This is a genomic window from Aquimarina sp. KJ22-3, from assembly GCF_055808215.1.
This window is the reverse complement of sequence record NZ_CM147859.1, coordinates 4,411,345-4,430,194: the sequence shown is the minus strand read 5'-3', so window position 1 is coordinate 4,430,194 and position 18,850 is coordinate 4,411,345. Positions and strand designations below refer to the sequence as shown.

At 36.6% G+C, this 18,850-nt stretch carries 18 protein-coding genes and 1 pseudogene; 10 read left to right on the top strand and 9 right to left on the bottom strand.

Annotated elements, in window-relative coordinates; translation table 11 throughout:
- Window positions 1–16 precede the first annotated feature (16 nt).
- Together AC0L3Q_RS20345 and AC0L3Q_RS20340 are read right to left on the bottom strand one after the other, a co-directional pair.
- Entirely contained in the window at window positions 17–565 is a 549-nt protein-coding gene (locus AC0L3Q_RS20345) for a DUF4136 domain-containing protein (protein ID WP_073318791.1), read from the bottom strand.
- 82 nt (window positions 566–647) lie between these two features.
- Window positions 648–824 (bottom strand): DUF5522 domain-containing protein, encoded by a 177-nt coding sequence (locus AC0L3Q_RS20340; protein WP_473282397.1) that lies wholly within the window; start codon window positions 822–824, stop codon window positions 648–650.
- A 28-nt stretch (window positions 825–852) separates the two neighbouring features.
- Here AC0L3Q_RS20340 and AC0L3Q_RS20335 point away from each other — a divergent pair, with 28 nt between their 5' ends.
- Window positions 853–1,179 carry a hypothetical protein gene (locus AC0L3Q_RS20335; RefSeq protein WP_073318788.1) on the top strand — a complete coding sequence of 109 codons (327 nt, stop codon included), beginning with the start codon at window positions 853–855 and terminating at the stop codon, window positions 1,177–1,179.
- Window positions 1,180–1,183: 4 nt separating this feature from the next.
- Here AC0L3Q_RS20335 and AC0L3Q_RS20330 read toward each other — a convergent pair whose 3' ends face one another.
- Window positions 1,184–2,110 carry a polysaccharide lyase family 7 protein gene (locus AC0L3Q_RS20330; protein ID WP_473282395.1) on the bottom strand — a complete coding sequence of 309 codons (927 nt, stop codon included), beginning with the start codon at window positions 2,108–2,110 and terminating at the stop codon, window positions 1,184–1,186.
- Between the two features lie 85 nt (window positions 2,111–2,195).
- Here AC0L3Q_RS20330 and AC0L3Q_RS20325 point away from each other — a divergent pair.
- The 3 genes and pseudogenes from AC0L3Q_RS20325 to hemL all read left to right on the top strand — a co-directional run bounded on the left by AC0L3Q_RS20325 (window position 2,196) and on the right by hemL (window position 5,295).
- Window positions 2,196–3,130, top strand: a pseudogene (locus tag AC0L3Q_RS20325) (1-aminocyclopropane-1-carboxylate deaminase/D-cysteine desulfhydrase).
- A 255-nt stretch (window positions 3,131–3,385) separates the two neighbouring features.
- Window positions 3,386–4,006 (top strand): glucosaminidase domain-containing protein, encoded by a 621-nt coding sequence (locus AC0L3Q_RS20320; RefSeq protein ID WP_473282393.1) that lies wholly within the window; start codon window positions 3,386–3,388, stop codon window positions 4,004–4,006.
- Window positions 4,007–4,008: 2 nt separating this feature from the next.
- Complete coding sequence (hemL, locus tag AC0L3Q_RS20315; protein ID WP_473282391.1) at window positions 4,009–5,295, top strand: glutamate-1-semialdehyde 2,1-aminomutase; 1,287 nt, start codon at window positions 4,009–4,011, stop codon at window positions 5,293–5,295.
- A 7-nt stretch (window positions 5,296–5,302) separates the two neighbouring features.
- On the opposite strand, the gene AC0L3Q_RS20310 is transcribed toward hemL, so the two are convergent.
- From AC0L3Q_RS20310 to AC0L3Q_RS20295, 4 genes are all read right to left on the bottom strand, one after another.
- The gene (locus AC0L3Q_RS20310; protein WP_473282390.1) at window positions 5,303–5,839 is read right to left on the bottom strand and encodes a TIR domain-containing protein; all 537 of its coding nucleotides are present in this window, start codon (window positions 5,837–5,839) and stop codon (window positions 5,303–5,305) included.
- A 153-nt stretch (window positions 5,840–5,992) separates the two neighbouring features.
- Complete coding sequence (locus AC0L3Q_RS20305; protein WP_473282388.1) at window positions 5,993–6,472, bottom strand: hypothetical protein; 480 nt, start codon at window positions 6,470–6,472, stop codon at window positions 5,993–5,995.
- A gap of 200 nt (window positions 6,473–6,672) precedes the next feature.
- On the bottom strand, window positions 6,673–9,108 hold the full coding sequence (locus tag AC0L3Q_RS20300; RefSeq protein WP_473282386.1) for a zinc-dependent metalloprotease: 2,436 nt from the start codon (window positions 9,106–9,108) through the stop codon (window positions 6,673–6,675).
- A 165-nt stretch (window positions 9,109–9,273) separates the two neighbouring features.
- Complete coding sequence (locus tag AC0L3Q_RS20295; protein ID WP_473282385.1) at window positions 9,274–10,761, bottom strand: hypothetical protein; 1,488 nt, start codon at window positions 10,759–10,761, stop codon at window positions 9,274–9,276.
- Window positions 10,762–10,918: 157 nt separating this feature from the next.
- On the opposite strand from AC0L3Q_RS20295, the gene yiaA reads away from it, so the two are divergent.
- The 4 genes from yiaA (at window position 10,919) to AC0L3Q_RS20275 (ending at window position 13,807) form a co-directional block, all read left to right on the top strand.
- Window positions 10,919–11,398, top strand: a complete 480-nt coding sequence (gene yiaA, locus AC0L3Q_RS20290; RefSeq protein ID WP_473282383.1) for an inner membrane protein YiaA — start codon at window positions 10,919–10,921, stop codon at window positions 11,396–11,398.
- A 152-nt stretch (window positions 11,399–11,550) separates the two neighbouring features.
- Window positions 11,551–12,852, top strand: a complete 1,302-nt coding sequence (locus AC0L3Q_RS20285; RefSeq protein ID WP_473282381.1) for a DUF2157 domain-containing protein — start codon at window positions 11,551–11,553, stop codon at window positions 12,850–12,852.
- Entirely contained in the window at window positions 12,849–13,406 is a 558-nt protein-coding gene (locus AC0L3Q_RS20280) for a GDYXXLXY domain-containing protein (RefSeq protein WP_473282379.1), read from the top strand. The genes AC0L3Q_RS20285 and AC0L3Q_RS20280 overlap by 4 nt, the downstream gene beginning before the upstream one ends.
- A 56-nt stretch (window positions 13,407–13,462) precedes the next feature.
- A complete protein-coding gene (locus AC0L3Q_RS20275; RefSeq protein ID WP_473282377.1) occupies window positions 13,463–13,807 on the top strand; it encodes a DUF6515 family protein in 345 nt (114 codons plus the stop codon).
- 81 nt (window positions 13,808–13,888) lie between these two features.
- Here AC0L3Q_RS20275 and AC0L3Q_RS20270 read toward each other — a convergent pair whose 3' ends face one another.
- Entirely contained in the window at window positions 13,889–14,491 is a 603-nt protein-coding gene (locus AC0L3Q_RS20270) for an SPOR domain-containing protein (protein WP_473282375.1), read from the bottom strand.
- Window positions 14,492–14,671: 180 nt separating this feature from the next.
- On the opposite strand from AC0L3Q_RS20270, the gene AC0L3Q_RS20265 reads away from it, so the two are divergent.
- Window positions 14,672–16,429: an alkaline phosphatase D family protein gene (locus tag AC0L3Q_RS20265; RefSeq protein ID WP_473282373.1), complete on the top strand. Its 1,758-nt coding sequence runs from the start codon at window positions 14,672–14,674 to the stop codon at window positions 16,427–16,429.
- Window positions 16,430–16,566: 137 nt separating this feature from the next.
- Window positions 16,567–17,031: a hypothetical protein gene (locus AC0L3Q_RS20260; RefSeq protein WP_473282371.1), complete on the top strand. Its 465-nt coding sequence runs from the start codon at window positions 16,567–16,569 to the stop codon at window positions 17,029–17,031.
- A gap of 63 nt (window positions 17,032–17,094) precedes the next feature.
- Here AC0L3Q_RS20260 and lysS read toward each other — a convergent pair whose 3' ends face one another.
- Complete coding sequence (gene lysS / locus AC0L3Q_RS20255) at window positions 17,095–18,783, bottom strand: lysine--tRNA ligase (RefSeq protein ID WP_473282369.1); 1,689 nt, start codon at window positions 18,781–18,783, stop codon at window positions 17,095–17,097.
- Window positions 18,784–18,850: the final 67 nt, after the last annotated feature.

Below are 18,850 nucleotides of genomic sequence, written 5' to 3'. Positions count from 1 at the left end.
AACTTTGTTGTATCTGTTAATTCAATTCTGGAGGATATTTTTCTAGGATAGCCGCCACAATTTCATTCATTTTTTCTTGTTTTTTATCTACTTTATTGGTCAAAGCAGATGTTCCCATACCTTGCCAGATTAATTCCTTTTTAGACGCGTCTATAAGGTCTATGTACAAGGTGCCTTCAGTAACTCGAGAAACAGAATTATAGTTTGGTCCCCAAAACCATGGGTTCCATCCCCATCCATAACCCCATCCTGGGCCCCAACCCCAGCCCCAGTTATTTTGGTATACATTTACATTTTCTCTGGTTTTGGTAAAAATACTAACCAAAACATCTGGATTATCTGACTTTTGGAAGCCTTTTGCGTTCATATCTGCTTCAATAGCACGTAGAATTCGTTTTTTGTCGAGATCGCTAATTTCTGCCTTATCGATACCCGGTTTATAAAAAGCGTAGCTCTTATATGTATTAAAATTAGCCTTCTTATCATAATCTGAAGCAACTCTTACTGTAGTGCAAGAACTCAATGTTATGATAAGGATTAATGATAAAAGTGAAAAAAATTTCATAATCCCTGGATTTTATAGGTTTAACAACATCTTATGCAAAAAAATAAGTCACAATAATCATACCATATAAGGGAATGCAACACTATTTTTTTGAGTAACTATTCGTTTTCTTGTCATATCCGTATGGACAGTGTCTGCAACCACTTTCACAGCAATATCCTCTTCTTAGATGATATTGTTCTGTAAAACAACGATACCCTTCTGGGGTAATATAATAATCTCCCTCTTTTGGAGTTATTATTTTTTTAGGACCATTCATTATACAAAAATAAGTATCTTGCAGGTATATGCGCGTTGTTGTTAACAAATATTTGATAGGTAGACATTTCGTAGGGATTGCGCTCTGGCCATTTATTGTGGTCAAAGATTCATTCTTAAAGGAAGATGAAAGCTTCATCAATCACGAACGCATCCATCTGAGACAGCAAGCCGAGTTATTGGTATTACCCTTCTATCTCATCTATCTTTTAGAATATATCGTAAGAGTAATACAATATCGAAACTCGCAACTGGCGTACAGAAATATCTCTTTTGAGAGAGAAGCTTACGAAAATGAAGACGATCTCGATTATCTGAAAAAGAGAAAACTCTGGAGTTTTATGAAATATTGGTAGTGTGCTATTCAGTATGAGTGGTTTTTACACCATAGAGCACAACTTCTGAATCTTCTTCATAATCGTCATCCCATTTGAAATAATTTCCAGTTTTGAAGTAGTTTTCATAATGGTACCCATTTCCAACATAATCGTAAACGGTTACGTATTCAGTATCGATGTTTTTGGCCTCGCAGTACAGTTTGTACAATAATTTACCACCTTCAACCTTAAGAAAAATGGTGAATTTTTCATGCTCTACACGTCCAATATTGATTTTTTCATCTCCGTCGCTGGTCCATTCTCCACTTTCTGGTTTTTGGTAATACTCAATTACAATATCACCATCATACCATTGTACTTTTACGGTTGCAGGAGAGTTCTGAAGCCCCAAAGCTTCGTTTTTAATTCCGTGTATTTGCCCTACATAAGTTTGCTTATTTCCTTTACAATAGTTTACCTGTAAGGTAGATTCCATAATATGAGTTCCGGTTGCCATAGACCAGTTATCGGTTGTGGTTTGATTACCTCTCCAGTATTCTCTTAATTCTGTTCGGCAGTATTTTCTTTGGTCCAAATCGTAACCTCCAGAAGTAGTGAAACCAGTAAATTTGGTATAAAACGTATAGCTTCCGTCGCTATTTTTGTAAAAATACTGACGTTGTTCTTCAGTCAATTCATCATTTTCAATTGCTTCGTAATATATCGAAGTTGCTTTACCGTTACCTCTATCGATAGGGACAGATAAATACCAATTTTTCCAGATAACATTTGCCTGGCGTTCTTGTTCGTTATTATTGTCATCCTCAGTTTCTGGGTCTGGTTCTGGATCAGGCTCTTCAGAAACAGGTGGTGGATTAAGTTCTTCTTGTTCTTCAGAAGAACTGCAACTTGCAAGGCATAGAACAAATCCAAGGAATACTAATACGAAAAGCCTATTTTTGAAAATCATAACTCAAGAATCATTAAATTGGTTGACCAAAAATAATAAAAAATAAATAAACAGGTTTTTGATCGACTAAAATTGCTGTTTTTTCATGCTTTTTTCGGAAACTGTACATTCAGAAAATCAACTCATTACGCATCCCATTTTAGAAACTACGTCCGTTACTTTACATCTAAAACGTGAAGATCAATTGCATGAGTATGTATCGGGAAACAAGTTCAGAAAATTGAAATATAATCTGATAGAAGCAAAGACCTCTGGGCATACTACTATTCTTACCTTTGGTGGAGCTTATAGTAATCATATAGCAGCGACCTCTGCCGCAGGTAAATTAATGGGTTTTCGTACGATAGGGGTGATCCGGGGAGAAGAATTGGGAGTTCAATTACCTAAGACGTTGTCAGAAAATGATACGTTGCAGTTTGCCAATAAACAAGGTATGCAGTTCAAGTTTATGGATCGAACTACTTACAGATCCAAGGATACTAAAGAAGTTTTGCAAGAGCTTACCAATGAATTCGGTAATTTTTATTTAATCCCTGAAGGAGGGACTAACGATTTGGCGGTAAAAGGTTGCGAAGAAATTTTGACCGATCAGGACAGAATGTACGACGTGATTTGTTGCCCCGTAGGAACCGGAGGGACAATTTCTGGCATTATTAACGGTACTACCTTAGATCAAGAGGTAATAGGTTTCCCTGCGTTAAAAGGTGATTTTCTTTCTGATGAAATAAAAAAATACACGTCCAGGACCAACTGGAAGCTGATTACTGATTATCATTTTGGAGGTTATGGTAAAATAAATCGGGAGCTTATTGAGTTTATCAATATGTTCAGCAAAGAGCAAAAAATATCATTAGATCCTATCTATACAGCTAAGATGGTTTATGGGATTTTTGATCTTGTAGAAAAGGGTGTTTTTAAAAAAATACTCGTATTTTAGCCGTGCATACCGGAGGGGTACAGGGTATAGCAGGAATGAATAAAAAATTAATGAAAAAGAAGCTACCCCTTATTACAATTTGATGCAAAAATGAAGAAACTGATTGTATTGTTATTGAGTACTTTTTTCTAATTTCTTGTGGAGGAAGTAAAAAAGTAACCTCCACTTCCAGAACCAAAAGACCTGTTCCATCGCATAAAACTACTGTTGCCAAAACAAAAAAGCCTACAGAAAAAAAGGTTGTAAAAGAAAGCCCGAAGAAACCGGCAACTGCACTCTCCTATCAAGAACGTGTACAACAATATATCTTTGAATATGCGGGTATTGCCAAACAAGAAATGAAATCTTATGGGATTCCTGCCAGTATAACGCTTGCTCAGGGTATTTTGGAGTCTGGTGCTGGATATGGAGATCTTACACAGCGGGCAAAAAATCACTTCGGGATTAAATGTCACGATTGGCAAGGCGCCAGAGTTTATCACGATGATGATCGATTGCAAGAGTGTTTTAGGAAATACGATGATGCAAGCGAATCATTCCGAGATCATTCCCTCTTTTTGAAAAATAGAAAGCGATACGCCCGATTGTTTACATTTAGTAAAAGGGATTATAAATCCTGGGCAAGAGGGCTGAGAGAAGCAGGATATGCCACAGACAAAAAATATCCCGAAAAACTTATTAGTATCATAGAACGCTACCATTTGGATAAATACGATGATCAGGTATTAGGCCGTAAGAAGAATAGAAAGTCTAGGAAGGAAGAAGTAGCGGTGGTGTCTAGAATGACTGAAAGTAGTGGGCATTTGGTACAAAAAGGAGATACATTGTATTCTATTTCCAAAAGGTACAAGATAACCGTAGAAGAGCTAAAGGCATATAATAATTTAGCAGATAATAATATCAAAATCGGACAGGTACTAAGAGTTACTACCGAAGAAGAGGAAGAAGATTTTAATTAAATATGATCTACCAAAGAAGTAGCGCTCTGTTTGCTGAGGCGCAAAAAGTAATCCCGGGAGGTGTAAATTCACCAGTTAGAGCATTTAAAGCTGTAGGAGGAGACCCGATTTTTGTAAAAGAAGCCAAAGGTGCTTATTTGTTTGATGAAGACGATAATCGTCTCATTGATTATATCAATTCATGGGGGCCAATGATTTTGGGACATGCTTATCCTCCTGTGGTGGATGCTGTTGTGCAAAAAGCTAAAAAGGGGACCAGTTTTGGAATGCCTACCGAGATAGAAACCAAAATAGCAGAATTAGCTGTCGCTATGGTACCAAATATCGATAAGATTCGATTTGTAAATTCAGGTACCGAAGCTTGTATGAGTGCAGTGCGATTGGCTAGAGGATATACAGGACGTGATAAAATCATAAAGTTTGCTGGATGCTACCATGGGCACAGTGATTCTTTTCTTATTCAAGCGGGAAGTGGCGCGGTTACTTTTGGAAGTCCTAATAGTCCTGGAGTAACACAGGGAACTGCCAAAGATACTTTGTTGGCCAGATACAATGATCTTGAACAGGTAGAAAGTATCGTAAATTCTAACAAAGGAGAAATTGCCTGTATAATTATAGAGCCTGTAGCAGGTAATATGGGGTGTATCCCTCCTGTACCAGGGTTTTTAGAAGGTTTACGAACGCTTTGTGATGCCAATGATATTTTACTGATTTTTGATGAGGTGATGACTGGTTTTAGATTGGCACAGGGTGGTGCACAAGAGTTGCTAGGTGTTGATGCAGATATTGTCACTTTTGGAAAGGTGATCGGAGGAGGATTACCAGTAGGAGCATTTGCTGCCAGGGAAGAAATAATGAATCATTTGGCGCCTTTAGGACCAGTATACCAAGCAGGAACCCTGAGTGGTAATCCACTGGCTATGGCGGCAGGTCTGGCCATGCTAACGGAGTTACATACACAGCCTGAAATTTTTAAATCTATTGAAGAAAAAACTGCCTATCTGCATAAAGGAATGGCAGAAGTTTTGACGGCCAAAGGTATAGTGCATACCATCAATAGATTGGGTTCTATGATTTCTGTGCATTTTGCAGAAGATAAAGTCGTAGACTTTGACACTGCCGCAAATGGAAATAATGATACGTTCAAGAAATTCTTTCACGGCATGCTGGAGCGAGGAATTTATATTGCTCCAAGTGCTTTTGAAACCTGGTTTATTACGGAAGCGCTATCCTATGAAGATCTTGATGAAACCATTAAGGCAGTAGAGCGTATCGCAAATCACTTATAAAAAGAATTTAGTGCCTCATCCAATCGGCTAGTTCTTTACTATCTCCGTTTGGATATTGGATATGATAAAGATGTTCTTCTACTTCGTAGATATACGGATGCTTTTGAAGAATATCTTCTCCCTGAAAATCATCAAAATCACTACGCACAGGAAGTATAATAATATCTTCCGTTTTAATTTTGGTTTTTGCCAGACGAATTACCCAATTACACCATTTGGATTGTAGCGCTTCCTCTGTGGCCAAAAAAATGATCTTGTCACAGGCGGTAATTTTTTGCAAAATAGTTTGGGTAAGTTCTTCACTCTTGTCATCTTCGGTTACATTATCTAACCAGTCTACATAGAGCATCACTCTGAAATTGTTTAAAAAGTTGATCGCGCTATCTAATTCTTCTTGCTGATCTGGTTTGTGAATTAAAAACAAAGGGATTTTATGATCTTTGGTTTCCTGTTTGAAAAGCGCCAGACTTTCTTCTACTGATTTGATATAAAATCTAGCCGAATTTCGATATTGAAGCAAGCCGTATTTTGGAAGTATACTCATGTGAAGCGATAAGTTGGTTACTACGAATAACGTTTTAAAGATGCCTTTTGTTGTAAATTAATGAATTAATAAATGCCTCATCATATTTTTTAATAGATTAAAAATAATATGATGAGGCTAAGAACACTAAGTGGTTAATAAATAATAGGCTAATTATTCTTCGGATTCGTCGGTAACTGTTTTGTTTTTACCAAAAAGTATTTTCATTTCCTGATATACCTCTTCTGCATTAGGTTCGTTTTCTCCTGCCAGGTAACGAACCATTCTGTAAAAACTCAGCGCATTCGAATAGTTATCATAATCCAATAACATCTTAGTGTCTATGAGTTGTTGGGTAAGTTGTTTTAGTTTTTCTACTTCAGAATCGATTTGTTTCCGTGTATGGTAATCCCGATCAAATTCCTCCTTATCCAAAAAATTAGGAATCCATTTGGGTCGTTTTTCCATGTGTTTTTTGGCGCAGTCTACAATTTGTTTGTTTTGATTTGCGATTCGTCCGTATTGCTTTCTCTGTTCTGGGGATAGCGTTATAGTTTTTCCGGATAATACTTCGTTTATAGTATTAATTCCGAAACTAAGTTGTTGCAATTCGTGGTCAGAAAAAGAAATGGGTATTAGATTTTCTAGAGCCATTTGTGTGAATGTTAAAAGTTTATAAATGAAATGATAAGGCAAACCTAGTCGAAATCTCTTTATCGCGCCATCGGGAATACACCCCTTTTTGGTAGGGGAAATTTCTGGAAAAGGCTCTTTTTAAACCTTATTGAATTATGATTAAAAAAAGATCCCTGCATTTTATGCAGGGATCTTAATATGCTTATGATACATTAGCTTTACTTTGTTGGTTCTAGAATATTAGAGATTCTTTCTGCAATGTCCAAAAGGTGATAACGAGTCATTCTATCTGCTGTTCTAGAGGCGGCACTTCTCGCATCTCTTCGCAATGTGGTTAATTCTGCTCTTACCACAGCTCGAATATCACTTTGAGAAGCGTTTACATTGGTTCGTACTACAAAACGTCTTATGTTTGCTGGTATTTTTGGCTGTTCTTTGGTCATCAAAAACTCCATTCTGTCTACATAAGCTCTTTGCAAATTACGTCGATATACATCGATAGTTCTACCGTTTCTTAACTCAGACCACAACCCAGAACGTAATTCGCTCATCATATCAAGAAGCGTATAAGCTTCGTTGGTACTTAGGGCTTCATTTTCTATAAGTCGTGCCATACGACCATGCTCTAATAAGCGGTTTAATGTTCTGGATTGGAAGTTACGAATGCGTTCTACACTTCCGGCAGATTCAATTTTGTTAAAGATGGTGTTATCCAGTAGCCATTGCGGCGTGCTAAATAATTCTTCTTGCAAAAACTTCATAGCGCGCTTTTGGTTTTCTTTGGTGACATGAGTGTAAACAGCGCCTTCCTGGTCGTAGGTCTTATAATATTCATATACACCTCCAATGTTTGAGCTTACGTGCCCCATATATCTGTTGTATTGTGCTAATACCTGACCATACATAGTTTCGAGATCATCATAGTTTTTACCATCTTCTGCTGTCCACTGTATTAGATTAGGAACAATACGTTTTAGGTTTTTTATTCCATAGGTACTTGCGTTTACAGCATCGTCTCCTAAATCTTCAGTCTGAGAACTAGGATCTATAACACCAAACTGCTGTCTTCCGAATCTGTACATTGGATCGTTTTGATGTTTCAAAATCCATTGGTCCAAGGTTTTCTTTTCTTCTTCTGCGGTTTTATCTAAGATTGGACGATAACCCCAGCGGATAGCATGCTTGTCATAGATTCCGATTTTTGGCATAAGGGCAACATCACCATCTCCGGGTTGTGCTACATAATTAAATCTTGCATAATCCATAATCGACGGAGCAGTTCCATATTTTTTTGTGAATTCTGGATCTCTCAATGACTCAACAGGATAAGCAACGCTACTACCCATATTATGTGGTAGTCCAAGGGTATGTCCTACCTCATGTGCCGATACAAAGCGAATAAGTTTACCCATTACTTCATCTTTGAAAGCTACACTTTGTGCATTGGGATTAATGGCTGCAGTCTGCACAAAAAACCAATTCCTAAGTAACGTCATTACGTTATGATACCAGTTAATGTCACTTTCTAATATTTCTCCTGATCTGGGATCACTTACGTGTGGACCGTTAGCATTTGGGATAGGAGATGCTAGATATCGAACTACAGAATATCTTACATCCTCTGGGCTCCAATCGGGATCTTCTTCAACGCTAGGTGGGTCTTTGGCAATAATTGCTTCTTTAAACCCTGCTTCTTCAAAAGCGACTTGCCAATCTTCGATACCTTGTTTGATGTACTTTCTCCATTTTTTTGGTGTAGCACGATCAATATAATACACAATTTGTTTTTTGGGAACTACAAGTTCACCGCGATTAAATTTAGCGATATCCTCTTCTTTTACTTCAAGTCTCCAACGATCAAGATAGCGAACGGTCTTACTTTCTTGTGCTTCTAAACCATAATCTACCTGACCACGAGCAAACCATCCAACGCGTTGGTCAAAATAACGACGTTTCATAGGAGTTTTCGGAAGTAGGATCATAGAATTACTCATTTCTAATGAGATAGATCCTGTGCTTGCATTCGAAGGCGGTTCTGCAGCATTATAAGTTTTGATGTGTCGAGCTTCAATATTAAGTGGATAACTTCTTATGGTATCGATGTAAGATCGAGCATCATCCAACTTACTAATTTTGTAAGTTTTGCGTCTCACAGCAGGGAAGCCTAGTGCTTTTACATCCTTTTTGTATAAGTTAGTAACATCAATTACCGTGGCATTATGGATAGAGTCCTTATGAAATGCTTTTATAGGGAAAGCATACAATACGGGTTCAAAATTTGAATTTACCACCGCTTCGTGAATGGGTAATGAATCTGCAGCAAAGATTTGATGAGAGACTACGCGAAGCAATATTTGTTTGTTCTTTTTTTGCCAGCGTAGCACTTGCGTATTTTGCTTACCTCCACCAAAACCTATACCTGTAGCAGTTTTGGCAATTCTAGTTACCATCAACATTTCCCGGTTAAGCAGTGAGTCAGGAATTTCATAATAATATTTGTCGTTCACAAAATGAACGTCAAATAACCCTTTATCCGTTTTTGCTTGTTTGGTAATGACTTTGGTATAAGGCATTATCGTGTCTTTTTTTGACCAGGAGCTTTCTTTTGTACCGCAGTCTTTTTTCCTTTTCTCTTTTTTTAGCTTGAAACGCATATCCACTAGTAGTAAATGTTACGGTGAATATGAGAAGCCAAAGTATATTTCTTTTCATAGAATGATTTTTTTGAACGGCGGAAGGTAATAAAATTGCATAAGCGCTTATGTGAAATATTGGTTAAAGCATGATAGAATGCTGTTAATTTGATGAATAGTGTTTGGTCAGGTTTGCGCTAATAACTTTAATGTGATTCTATACAAGTTGTTATTATGTGCTTTTGCTTGTAACCAGGCGTAAAAGCTCATCTCAAAAATATCCTCCTGTTCCCGTCGGGAATCAATAAGCGCTTGTTTAATTTTTGATCGGAAAGAATCGGTGGCAATCACTTCTGGTTTTCTATAGTATTCTAGAATAAGTTTTAAGAATTCTAGGGCTCGTTTTTCTCCGTGCTGTTTTAAGTAGGTGCCATGTTTTTGCCGAAAACTATTTACTCGTGATTCTATAAGATCAATATGGTCCAATTCGATGCGTAAAAGGATTTCGACTAAGTTCTTTTTGATAACCCAAAGTACTCCGGCTTTTTGTGTATACCAGGTATCACTATGATATAGACTGTTAAAAACATTCAAAGCATCTCTAAATCGAAGTTGTTGAAAATAAAATACAATAAGACTTAGTTTAAGATCTAACAAGTAAGTAACTTGTTCTTTGTATTTATGTTCTTCAAAGTTTTCCAGAATATCAATAGCCCTTTCTCCATCGCCAGTATAATTTAGATTTAAGGTTTGTAGTAGCGTATATTGCGGAAAAAATCGACGATAATATTTTTTCTGATGCTTTAGCATCTGTTCTTTCATTTGCGATAAATGATGCATAGAGGTGTTAAAGTCTTTATTCCTGAAATAAGCATTAGCCACATAATACAGAATCTGAATATGATAAAACAAGTGTTTGTCGATCAACTCTTCTTTATCCATGATTTTACTGTAGGCCTCTTCTACAAAAGGTAGGATGGTAAAATAATCTCTGGTTTCTTGTGCTGCTTTGTTTGTGATTTCCAAAATTTTGAACAGTGACCTAAACGTTAGATCCTGAGTAACCGAAATTCCGAATTGTGATAAAGTGCTTTTGATCACCGTATTAAAATCTCCATGCTGTTGATGCAGTTGGTTTTGTACGGTTGCATAGAATAAATTAAGGTTTTCCTCTTCCTGGATAGAAGTCTTATTTTTTCTGAAATCGTGAATCAAATCGGGGAGATGCAGGGATGAACTTAAATGCGCGTATTGAATTTTGGTATAATATATTTCATTTAAAATTGTATACAGATCGTATGTTTTTGCCTTTTGTTCTGCTTTTTGAAGGGTTTTGAAAGCAATTTTATTTTGCTTTTGTTCAAAGAAAATTCTACTGGATAGTAACAGCTTTAAAATCTCCATCTCTTCTGAAGTTTCTCCTTCAAAGCTTTTTGAGGCGACAAAATCTATGAGATTATCATGCAGTCTTTTGCTTAATGCGTGATAAGCATTTTTGGATCGTTTTCCATAGATCAAAATATCCAGGTCTTTTACTTCTTCATTGGTATCCAAAAGCTTGAATAATTCGATGTTTTTGGTGTCGTTCCTTTTGTTTTTTCTCTTGAGAAATGCAACAAAACTTCGCTTCTCTTCCTCAGAAAAGGTTTGGATTATAGAAGAAATAACACTCATTATATCGTAAGTAAAATTTGTTATAAATATAGTATAATAAAAGTTTACTTTGAAAATTATAATTTATATATCGTAAGTTTTTTTGCAAAATAGAGTTTTGTGCCTCATCAGATTAGCCCACCTTTGTCTCAGAAAAAATCATCAAAATCAATTTATTATGGATTACAAATTTAGTAGTGATGTTTCTGAGGATACGATGAATCAAACATCAGAAAACAAAGAATCTAAAGTTTACGATCAAAAACCAACGCCTGCTTTCATATCAGCATCATGGGCAGCGTTGTTCATCGGTATGATATCCTATTGTATTGGTTTATGGAACGCCGATATGTTTCTGAACGAGAAAGGATATTATTTTACAATTTTATTATTTGGATTATTCTCGGCAGTGTCCGTGCAAAAAAGTGTAAGGGATAGATTAGAGGGCATCCCAGTAACCGAAATTTATTATGGTATTAGTTGGTTCACAACACTTACTTCTATTTTGTTGTTGATTATTGGTTTGTGGAATTCAGATTTAGAATTGAGTGAAAAAGGTTTTTACGGGATGTCCTTTACCTTAAGTTTATTTGCGGCAATTGCAGTGCAAAAAAATACCAGAGATAAGAAATACATCGAAAGCAAGGGAAATGCTTAAAATCAAAAGAAGGAGTTGTGCTTATCTCGTGGATCAAAAAATAAAAGTGAGATAAGATTGGGAGGTCAACTCCTTGTTTTGATGATTTGAAAGACAGCTGTGTAACAGCAGCTGTCTTTTTACTTACATTTATAACTAAACAATTTTATATCATGGGTTCGAGATTTAATAAAGAGCTTAAAACTTTGGTAAAAGATAAGGTCATTTCGCCAGAGCTCGCAGATAAGATAGAACAATACTACGCCACAAAAGATATTGGTAAACCGAATAGATTATTTACCATTTTTGGGGTTTTAGGAGCACTACTGATAGGATCAGGAATTATTCTAATGTTAGCACATAATTGGGACGATTTTTCGAGAATTACAAAAACAGTATTAGCCTTTATACCTTTACTTATAGGGCAGTTTTTTGTAGGGTTTTCGATTCTGAAAGATAAATCTGCAACCTGGAGAGAGGCTTCGGGGACGTTTTTGTTTTTTGCCGTTGGAGCTTGTATTTCTTTGGTGAGTCAGATTTATAACATACCGGGTAACATCAGTTCATTCCTTTTGGTGTGGATAGCATTGTGTCTTCCATTAATTTATGTGTTGCGATCCCATATGATTGCAATACTTGTGGTCATTTGGAGTACGTACTATGCAGCAGAAGTTGGTTTCTGGAACTACAGAAGTCATCAAACACCTTGGCTGTACCTACTGTTTATGTTGTTGGTGATTCCACATTATGTAATCCTTTTAAAACAAAAGCTTTTAAGTAACGTAGTTACCATTTTTAATTGGATTTTGCCAATAAGTTTTGCAATTGCACTACCCACTATTATTGGTGATAAAGGAGATTTAATACTAGTAGCCTATATCACATTTTATGGGTTGCTTTATAATATAGGTCGATTGGAGATATTCAAATCCTTAAGAACCTTAAGAAATGGGTACTTGATTATTGGGTCATTAGGAACGGTTTCATTCTTATTGACATTTACATTTCGATGGTTATGGGAGGAGTTACCACTCAAATTTCAGTATGGTTTACAGGAGATGTATATCAGCGCAGCACTTTTTTTGATAGCATTTGGGCTTGTTATTTATCATTTCATAAAAAAAGGAATTCGCCAAATCAATTTGTTTCAGATCACATTTGTGCTGTTTACGATTGTGTATTTTTTTCTTTCATCATTAGAAGTGGTGCCGGTGGTCTTAATGAATGCTTTGGCTTTTGCATTAGGAATATCTGCCATAAGAATAGGAGCGAATAAGTTTAATTTCGGAATCCTTAATTATGGATTACTAATTATTTCAATTCTTATTGCTTGTCGTTTTTTTGATACGGGGATGAGTTTCGTGTTAAGGGGAGTGTTGTTTGTTTTGGTAGGGATTGGCTTTTTTGTGACCAATTATATGATGCTGAAAAAACAACAACGAATTAAAAAACAATTAAAAGATTTACAATTATGAAGACGATACATTTATTCATAGGATTTATAGTATTGGCACTAATTCAAATTTTTATACCCGTTCAAATGATCTATGAGCAAGAGGATATTTTGAAATCAGGGGAGTTATACAAATTTAGAACGATGCCTATCGATCCTTCAGATCCATTCAGAGGGAAATACATTACACTTCATTATGAAATGAACTCCTTTGAGATAAAGGACACTACCATTGTTTATGGAGATGAAATCAAAGTGTATATCGATAAGGATGAAAATGGATTTGCAAAGACAGTACAAATAAGCAAGACCGAATTGGATATTGATAAAGACTTTGTGCTAGCCAAAGTGACTGGTAATTATAATGGAGTGGTAAATTTTGAGTTGCCGTTTAATAGATATTATATGGAGGAATCCAAAGCATACGATGCTGAAGAGGCCTATAGAAAAGTAAATAGAACGAGTGTGCATCACGATGTATATGGTAAAGTACATATTAAAGAAGGGCAATCTGTGCTTAGTGATGTAGTTATTGATGGTGTTTCTATCAAAGAATATGTAGAAAAAGAGCAATAGCATTAAACCTTTGTACAAATTTTCTGTCTAAGAAGTAAATGATAAAAACTAAGGATATGAAAATGGTACTAAAAACGGGGCTTGTTGTTTTATTAATTTCTTTTTTATCAACTTCTTGTGCAACTGCGGTAAGGGTGCAGCCAGCTAATACTGTTGTAGTGACCAAATTGCATCATCCCAAGGTGGTGGTACATAACAATGTACGATACTATCGAAGTAATGGAGTGTGGTATGTAAAAAGAAATCGAGGATATCGAGTGGTTACTGCTCCAGTAGGAGTTAGAGTGGCTGCATTGCCAAGAGGTTATAAAGTAGTTAAAGTAAGAGGGGTGAAATATTACAAACACCAAGGAGTGTATTACAAAAGAACAGGTCGACAATATGTTGTGGTTAGAGTCTGATCTTTTGATTGAGTTGATTGATTGTAAAAAAAGAGGTTGATATATCCGTGTTGTCAACCTCTTTTTGTTTTTATGTGTTACCTACCAGGCTTCTTCTATTTTTACCCGTTTTCCGTTTTGATACGAACCTATAAAAGCATTTCTGAATCCTAATTTTACTAATTCTCTTCTGAATTTCTTTGCTTCATTAAGAGTTTCAAAATTACCTAGGGCATATTTATTAAAGCCTTCGCTTTTAATCTCTTTGAAATTAACAAAGTTGTCAGAGTATAGGGATAGGTTTTTCTCCTCAAAAGCACCTATTTGAACTGCATATACTACTTTGTCATCCAACGTACCAGCGTCTCCAGAATCTTCTGCCTGTAATTCTTGATTCATAGAAAGATTTTGAAGTGTGCCTTCTAATTCTGTGATTTTATTTTCTAATACCCCTACTTTCTCTTTATGATCCTTTTGGGATATCATGTTGGCCGGAGTATTGAAGTTCATAAAGTAAACAGTACCCGCAATTCCTAGTAGCGCCAAAATACCAAGGATAATCGTTGCAATTTTGAACTTACGAGAATTTTCTTTTTCATCCTTCACGGCTTTGTCCCGCATATATTCTGAACTGCGTTTTGATTCTTCGGCTTGTTCAACTTGAGTTTTAAGATCCTGTAATTCTTCGTCTGTGATAAAAGGCATGGTCATTTGGTTTTAAATCACTCAAATATAGCAGATTCTTATCAAACACCAATACGACGTATTTTTTTGACCTTACAATCTGGTAAACTTGATGACCTAACAATTAAGGTTTATTTAATTCAAGCATAACCTTCAGCTACAAGAGTGAAAATACCTTTATGCCATTAAAAAAAGCATACTATGAACAGAAGAAAGTTTTTCGAAAAATCCCTTTTGGCCACGGGAGGTCTTATGTTGGCGCCAATATATGTAAGTTGTGATAATGATGATGATTTACCAATCACCCCCATTCCAGATTTGGTAACCGATAATTTTTTTGAAGGTGTGGGTAGTTTTGATCCTACCAATACAAGCGTAATTATTTGGACGCGTTTTACTCCGGTTTCCAAAGCCTTTGCAAAAACTTCACCAGTAGATGGAATTACATTGAATTGGCAGGTAGCCACCGACAATGCATTTGAGAATGTAGTAAGAAGTGGCGAGATTGGAACTTTTGAAGCAAATGATTATACCGTAGCTATTGATGTGCAGGATTTGCCATCCAATGCTAAATTTTACTACAGATTCTTCAATATTGATACCAAAACAGTTTCGGTTACTGGAGAGACGATTACTTTGCCAGGGGCCGGAGATGCTGTAAATAATATTAAGCTAGCGGTGTGTTCTTGTGCTAATTATGCCGCAGGATTATTTAATGCCTATGGTGCTATGGCAAATTCTGATGTTGATGTGATTGTACATTTGGGGGATTATATCTACGAATACGGAGAAGGAGAATATGGTACCAACGAAAATACGGTAGCACTGGATAGAGTACATGAACCTGCAAACGAAATTCTTAGTTTAGAAGATTATCGAGAGCGATACAGACAATATCGTAGCGATAAGCAATTGCAATTAGCTCACCAGAAAAAACCTTTCATTTGTGTTTGGGATGATCATGAGGTAACCAACGATGCATACAAAGATGGAGCAGAAAACCATCAAGAGTCTGAAGGTTCATACGAAGTGAGGAAACAAACCGCTATTCAGGTGTATAGCGAGTTTCTTCCGGTAAGAACTACCGATCCTTCCAAAATCTATAGAACTTTTGATTTTGGAGCTATTCTTAGCCTGCATATGTTGGATACTCGAATTATAGGAAGAGATAAACAAATTTCATACAACGACTTTTTTGATTTCACTACAGGAGCATTAGATGGAGAAGCTTTCCAGATTGCTTTATTGAATCCGGGGAGAACACTTTTAGGTACAGACCAAAAACAATGGTTGTCTGGGGCAATAAGTGCTAGTAGTGCTTCGTGGCAAGTGTTTGGACAGCAAGTTTTGATGGGTAAAATGTTTATGCCAGCAGAATTGTTAATCCTACTTGGACAGGTAGTTGCAGAAATAGGAGCAGCAGGTACCCTTTCTGAAGAGACGGCAGCGAGATTCCAGGGGTCTTTAGCTCAACTCACCGAAATCAAAGGGAGATTATTGGCGGGAGATGTTACACTTACTACCGAAGAAATTACCAGAGTTAGAACTGTACTACCGTACAACCTTGATGCTTGGGATGGGTATTTTACCGAGAGAGAGCAGCTTTTTGAAATGTTAAACGGAAAGAAAATGGTTTGTTTGGCTGGAGACACCCATAATGCATGGTACAACGTGCTTAAAAACGCAGGAGGAGATGAAGTCGGGGTGGAGTTTGCTACATCATCGGTCACTTCGCCGGGGTTTGAAAGTTTTGCGGGTATAGAAAGTGACCAAGTAGGTGGATTTGAATTTTCACTTCAAACATTAATTGATGATTTACAATATACAGATACCTCTAGGAGAGGATATCTCAAAGTGATATTTACTTCTGGTACGGCAGAAGCGCAATGGATGTTTATAGATACCATTGCTCAAGAAAATTATACAGAAACTGTAGGGAAAACAGTTTCGTATAGTTAGGATTTGTTTTTAAAAGGGGGAAAAGGAAGTGTTTTTATCATAGCACTTCCTTTTTTTGTTACGGTTAAATTGCAAAAAATAAGTAGGTTATCTGTAAGTAGGAGCTTGTGTTTATCGACCCATTATAAAAAAATATTATGGGAAAGAAATTAATACTAATAGGTTTACTCCTTGTCGGAGCGCTGGGAGTTAAAGCACAAGAGCTAAATTATCCAGTTTCAAGCGGGATCAACCAATTACCAAACGGATGGCATAAATTTACCCATGCGGGAGCATATTATGATGTAGAGATTTCTCAGGGACATTTAGTGAAAGGAAATGTAGTGTGGTTTGATAAAGCTACCTATTCTGGAAGTTTCGGGAGCAATAAAATTTCTGGAAAAGGTACGTATACCTGGCCCAATGGAGATCGTTATGAAGGATCTTTCAAAAATAACTTACGCCATGGTAAAGGAACCATGTATTGGTCAGACGGTACCAAGTATAGTGGGAAATGGAAAAATAATTTCAGGAATGGTAAAGGAAAATCGTATGACAGTGAAGGCAACCTTACACAAGAAGGTGTATGGGAAGCTGATGTTCTAGTTGCGAGTAAAAACTAAAATAGCTTTGGTACATCGTACCAAAGCCATCTCTCAAATTGTTTTATAAAAGGGGTTAATCAATTACAAAAGCTCGACAAGTAATCCTTCTTCGGTTTTGTCTACTTTAGCTAATTTGTTTTTGGTTAATCCCTTAATGGTTTTGTCCCATTTTTTATTACTTAATCCTGATTTTGATTTTAATTCATTCAAATCAATAGGAGAAGCGCTTTTCAAAATAGATACTACCGCTTTTTCCTCTTCGGTAAGGGTTACGGCTTTTTTCTCTGGTCGCATTTGCGGGAAAAACAAGACTTCCTGTATTGATTGATTATTGGTAAGATACATAATCAGACGATCCATACCAATTCCCATTCCAGAAGTAGGAGGCATACCATATTCTAAAGCTCGTAAGAAATCATGATCAATAAACATAGCCTCGTCATCTCCTTTTTCGCTTAATTTTAATTGATCTTCAAAACGTTCTCGTTGATCGATAGGATCATTTAACTCAGAGTATGCATTAGCGATCTCTTTTCCGCACACCATTAATTCAAAACGCTCGGTAAGCTCTGGGTTATCTCGGTGCTCCTTACACAGAGGGCTCATTTCCTTTGGATAATCTGTGATAAAGGTAGGCTGGATATAATTGCCTTCACACTTTTCTCCAAAAATCTCGTCAATCAGCTTTCCTTTACCCATAGTATCGTCCACTTCTACACCCATTTCTTTGGCTGCACTACGAATCTCATCTTCAGTTTTATCCGTAATATCAAAACCTGTAAAATGTTTGATAGCATCGGTCATGGTTACACGGGCATAAGGCGCTTTAAAATCAATTTCATGATCTCCAAAAGTTACTTTGGTTGTACCGTTTACCGCAATCGCACAGAACTCTAATAACTGCTCACAAAAATCCATCATCCAGTTGTAATCTTTGTAAGCAACATAGATCTCCATAGCAGTAAACTCTGGGTTGTGGGTGCGATCCATTCCTTCATTACGGAAATTTTTGGAAAACTCATATACCCCGTCAAAGCCTCCAACTATAAGTCTTTTTAAATACAACTCGTTGGCAATCCTCATATACAAAGGAATATCCAAAGAATTGTGATGAGTGACAAAAGGACGTGCCGCAGCACCTCCAGGGATCGGTTGCAAAATTGGGGTTTCTACTTCAAAATACCCTCGGTCATTAAAAAAGTCCCGCATGGCATTAAAAAGCTTGGTTCTCTTTACAAAAACATCTTTTACCTGTGGGTTAACCACCAAATCCGCATAGCGTTGGCGATATCTCAATTCTGGATCGTTAAACTCATCAAAAGTATTTCCGTCCTTATCTGTTTTAGGCAGTGGTAATGGTCGTAACGCTTTACTCAATAGCGTAAAATCTTTTACCATTACTGTTTTTTCACCAACTTTTGTGGTAAATAGTTCACCTTCTACACCTATGAAATCACCTATATCAAGAAGTTTTTTATAAACTTCATTGTATTGCGTTTTATCCTCACCAGTACAAATCTCATCTCTATTGAAATATACTTGCACTCTTCCATCGGCATCCTGTAATTCTGCAAAAGAAGCTTTTCCTTGTATACGTCTAGACATTAGTCGCCCTGCAATCACCACCTTTTTACCTTCGGTAAATTCCTGTTTGATCTTTTCTGAAGTGTGATCGGTTGGATACAAAGCAGCTGGATAAGGGTTGATTCCCAAATTACGCAGCGCATTTAATTTTTCTCGTCGTACAAGTTCTTGTTCTGATAATTGCATAATTCTGCCGTTTTAAGCTGGCAAAGATACGAACTATGTGGTAATCTTTCAATTTCGGGAAACCCAA

Coding starts and splice junctions, on each gene's coding strand:
- AC0L3Q_RS20335 (WP_073318788.1), top strand. CDS start 853: ATGCGCGTTGTTGTTAACAAATATTTGATAGGTAGACATTTCGTAGGG.
- AC0L3Q_RS20275 (WP_473282377.1), top strand. CDS start 13,463: ATGAAAATGGTACTAAAAACGGGGCTTGTTGTTTTATTAATTTCTTTT.
- AC0L3Q_RS20260 (WP_473282371.1), top strand. CDS start 16,567: ATGGGAAAGAAATTAATACTAATAGGTTTACTCCTTGTCGGAGCGCTG.
- AC0L3Q_RS20320 (WP_473282393.1), top strand. CDS start 3,386: ATGAAATCTTATGGGATTCCTGCCAGTATAACGCTTGCTCAGGGTATT.
- AC0L3Q_RS20295 (WP_473282385.1), bottom strand. CDS start 10,761: ATGAGTGTTATTTCTTCTATAATCCAAACCTTTTCTGAGGAAGAGAAG.
- AC0L3Q_RS20300 (WP_473282386.1), bottom strand. CDS start 9,108: ATGCGTTTCAAGCTAAAAAAAGAGAAAAGGAAAAAAGACTGCGGTACA.
- AC0L3Q_RS20280 (WP_473282379.1), top strand. CDS start 12,849: ATGAAGACGATACATTTATTCATAGGATTTATAGTATTGGCACTAATT.
- AC0L3Q_RS20345 (WP_073318791.1), bottom strand. CDS start 565: ATGAAATTTTTTTCACTTTTATCATTAATCCTTATCATAACATTGAGT.
- lysS (WP_473282369.1), bottom strand. CDS start 18,783: ATGCAATTATCAGAACAAGAACTTGTACGACGAGAAAAATTAAATGCG.
- AC0L3Q_RS20310 (WP_473282390.1), bottom strand. CDS start 5,839: ATGAGTATACTTCCAAAATACGGCTTGCTTCAATATCGAAATTCGGCT.
- yiaA (WP_473282383.1), top strand. CDS start 10,919: ATGGATTACAAATTTAGTAGTGATGTTTCTGAGGATACGATGAATCAA.
- hemL (WP_473282391.1), top strand. CDS start 4,009: ATGATCTACCAAAGAAGTAGCGCTCTGTTTGCTGAGGCGCAAAAAGTA.
- AC0L3Q_RS20270 (WP_473282375.1), bottom strand. CDS start 14,491: ATGCCTTTTATCACAGACGAAGAATTACAGGATCTTAAAACTCAAGTT.
- AC0L3Q_RS20305 (WP_473282388.1), bottom strand. CDS start 6,472: ATGGCTCTAGAAAATCTAATACCCATTTCTTTTTCTGACCACGAATTG.
- AC0L3Q_RS20330 (WP_473282395.1), bottom strand. CDS start 2,110: ATGATTTTCAAAAATAGGCTTTTCGTATTAGTATTCCTTGGATTTGTT.
- AC0L3Q_RS20340 (WP_473282397.1), bottom strand. CDS start 824: ATGAATGGTCCTAAAAAAATAATAACTCCAAAAGAGGGAGATTATTAT.
- AC0L3Q_RS20265 (WP_473282373.1), top strand. CDS start 14,672: ATGAACAGAAGAAAGTTTTTCGAAAAATCCCTTTTGGCCACGGGAGGT.
- AC0L3Q_RS20285 (WP_473282381.1), top strand. CDS start 11,551: ATGGGTTCGAGATTTAATAAAGAGCTTAAAACTTTGGTAAAAGATAAG.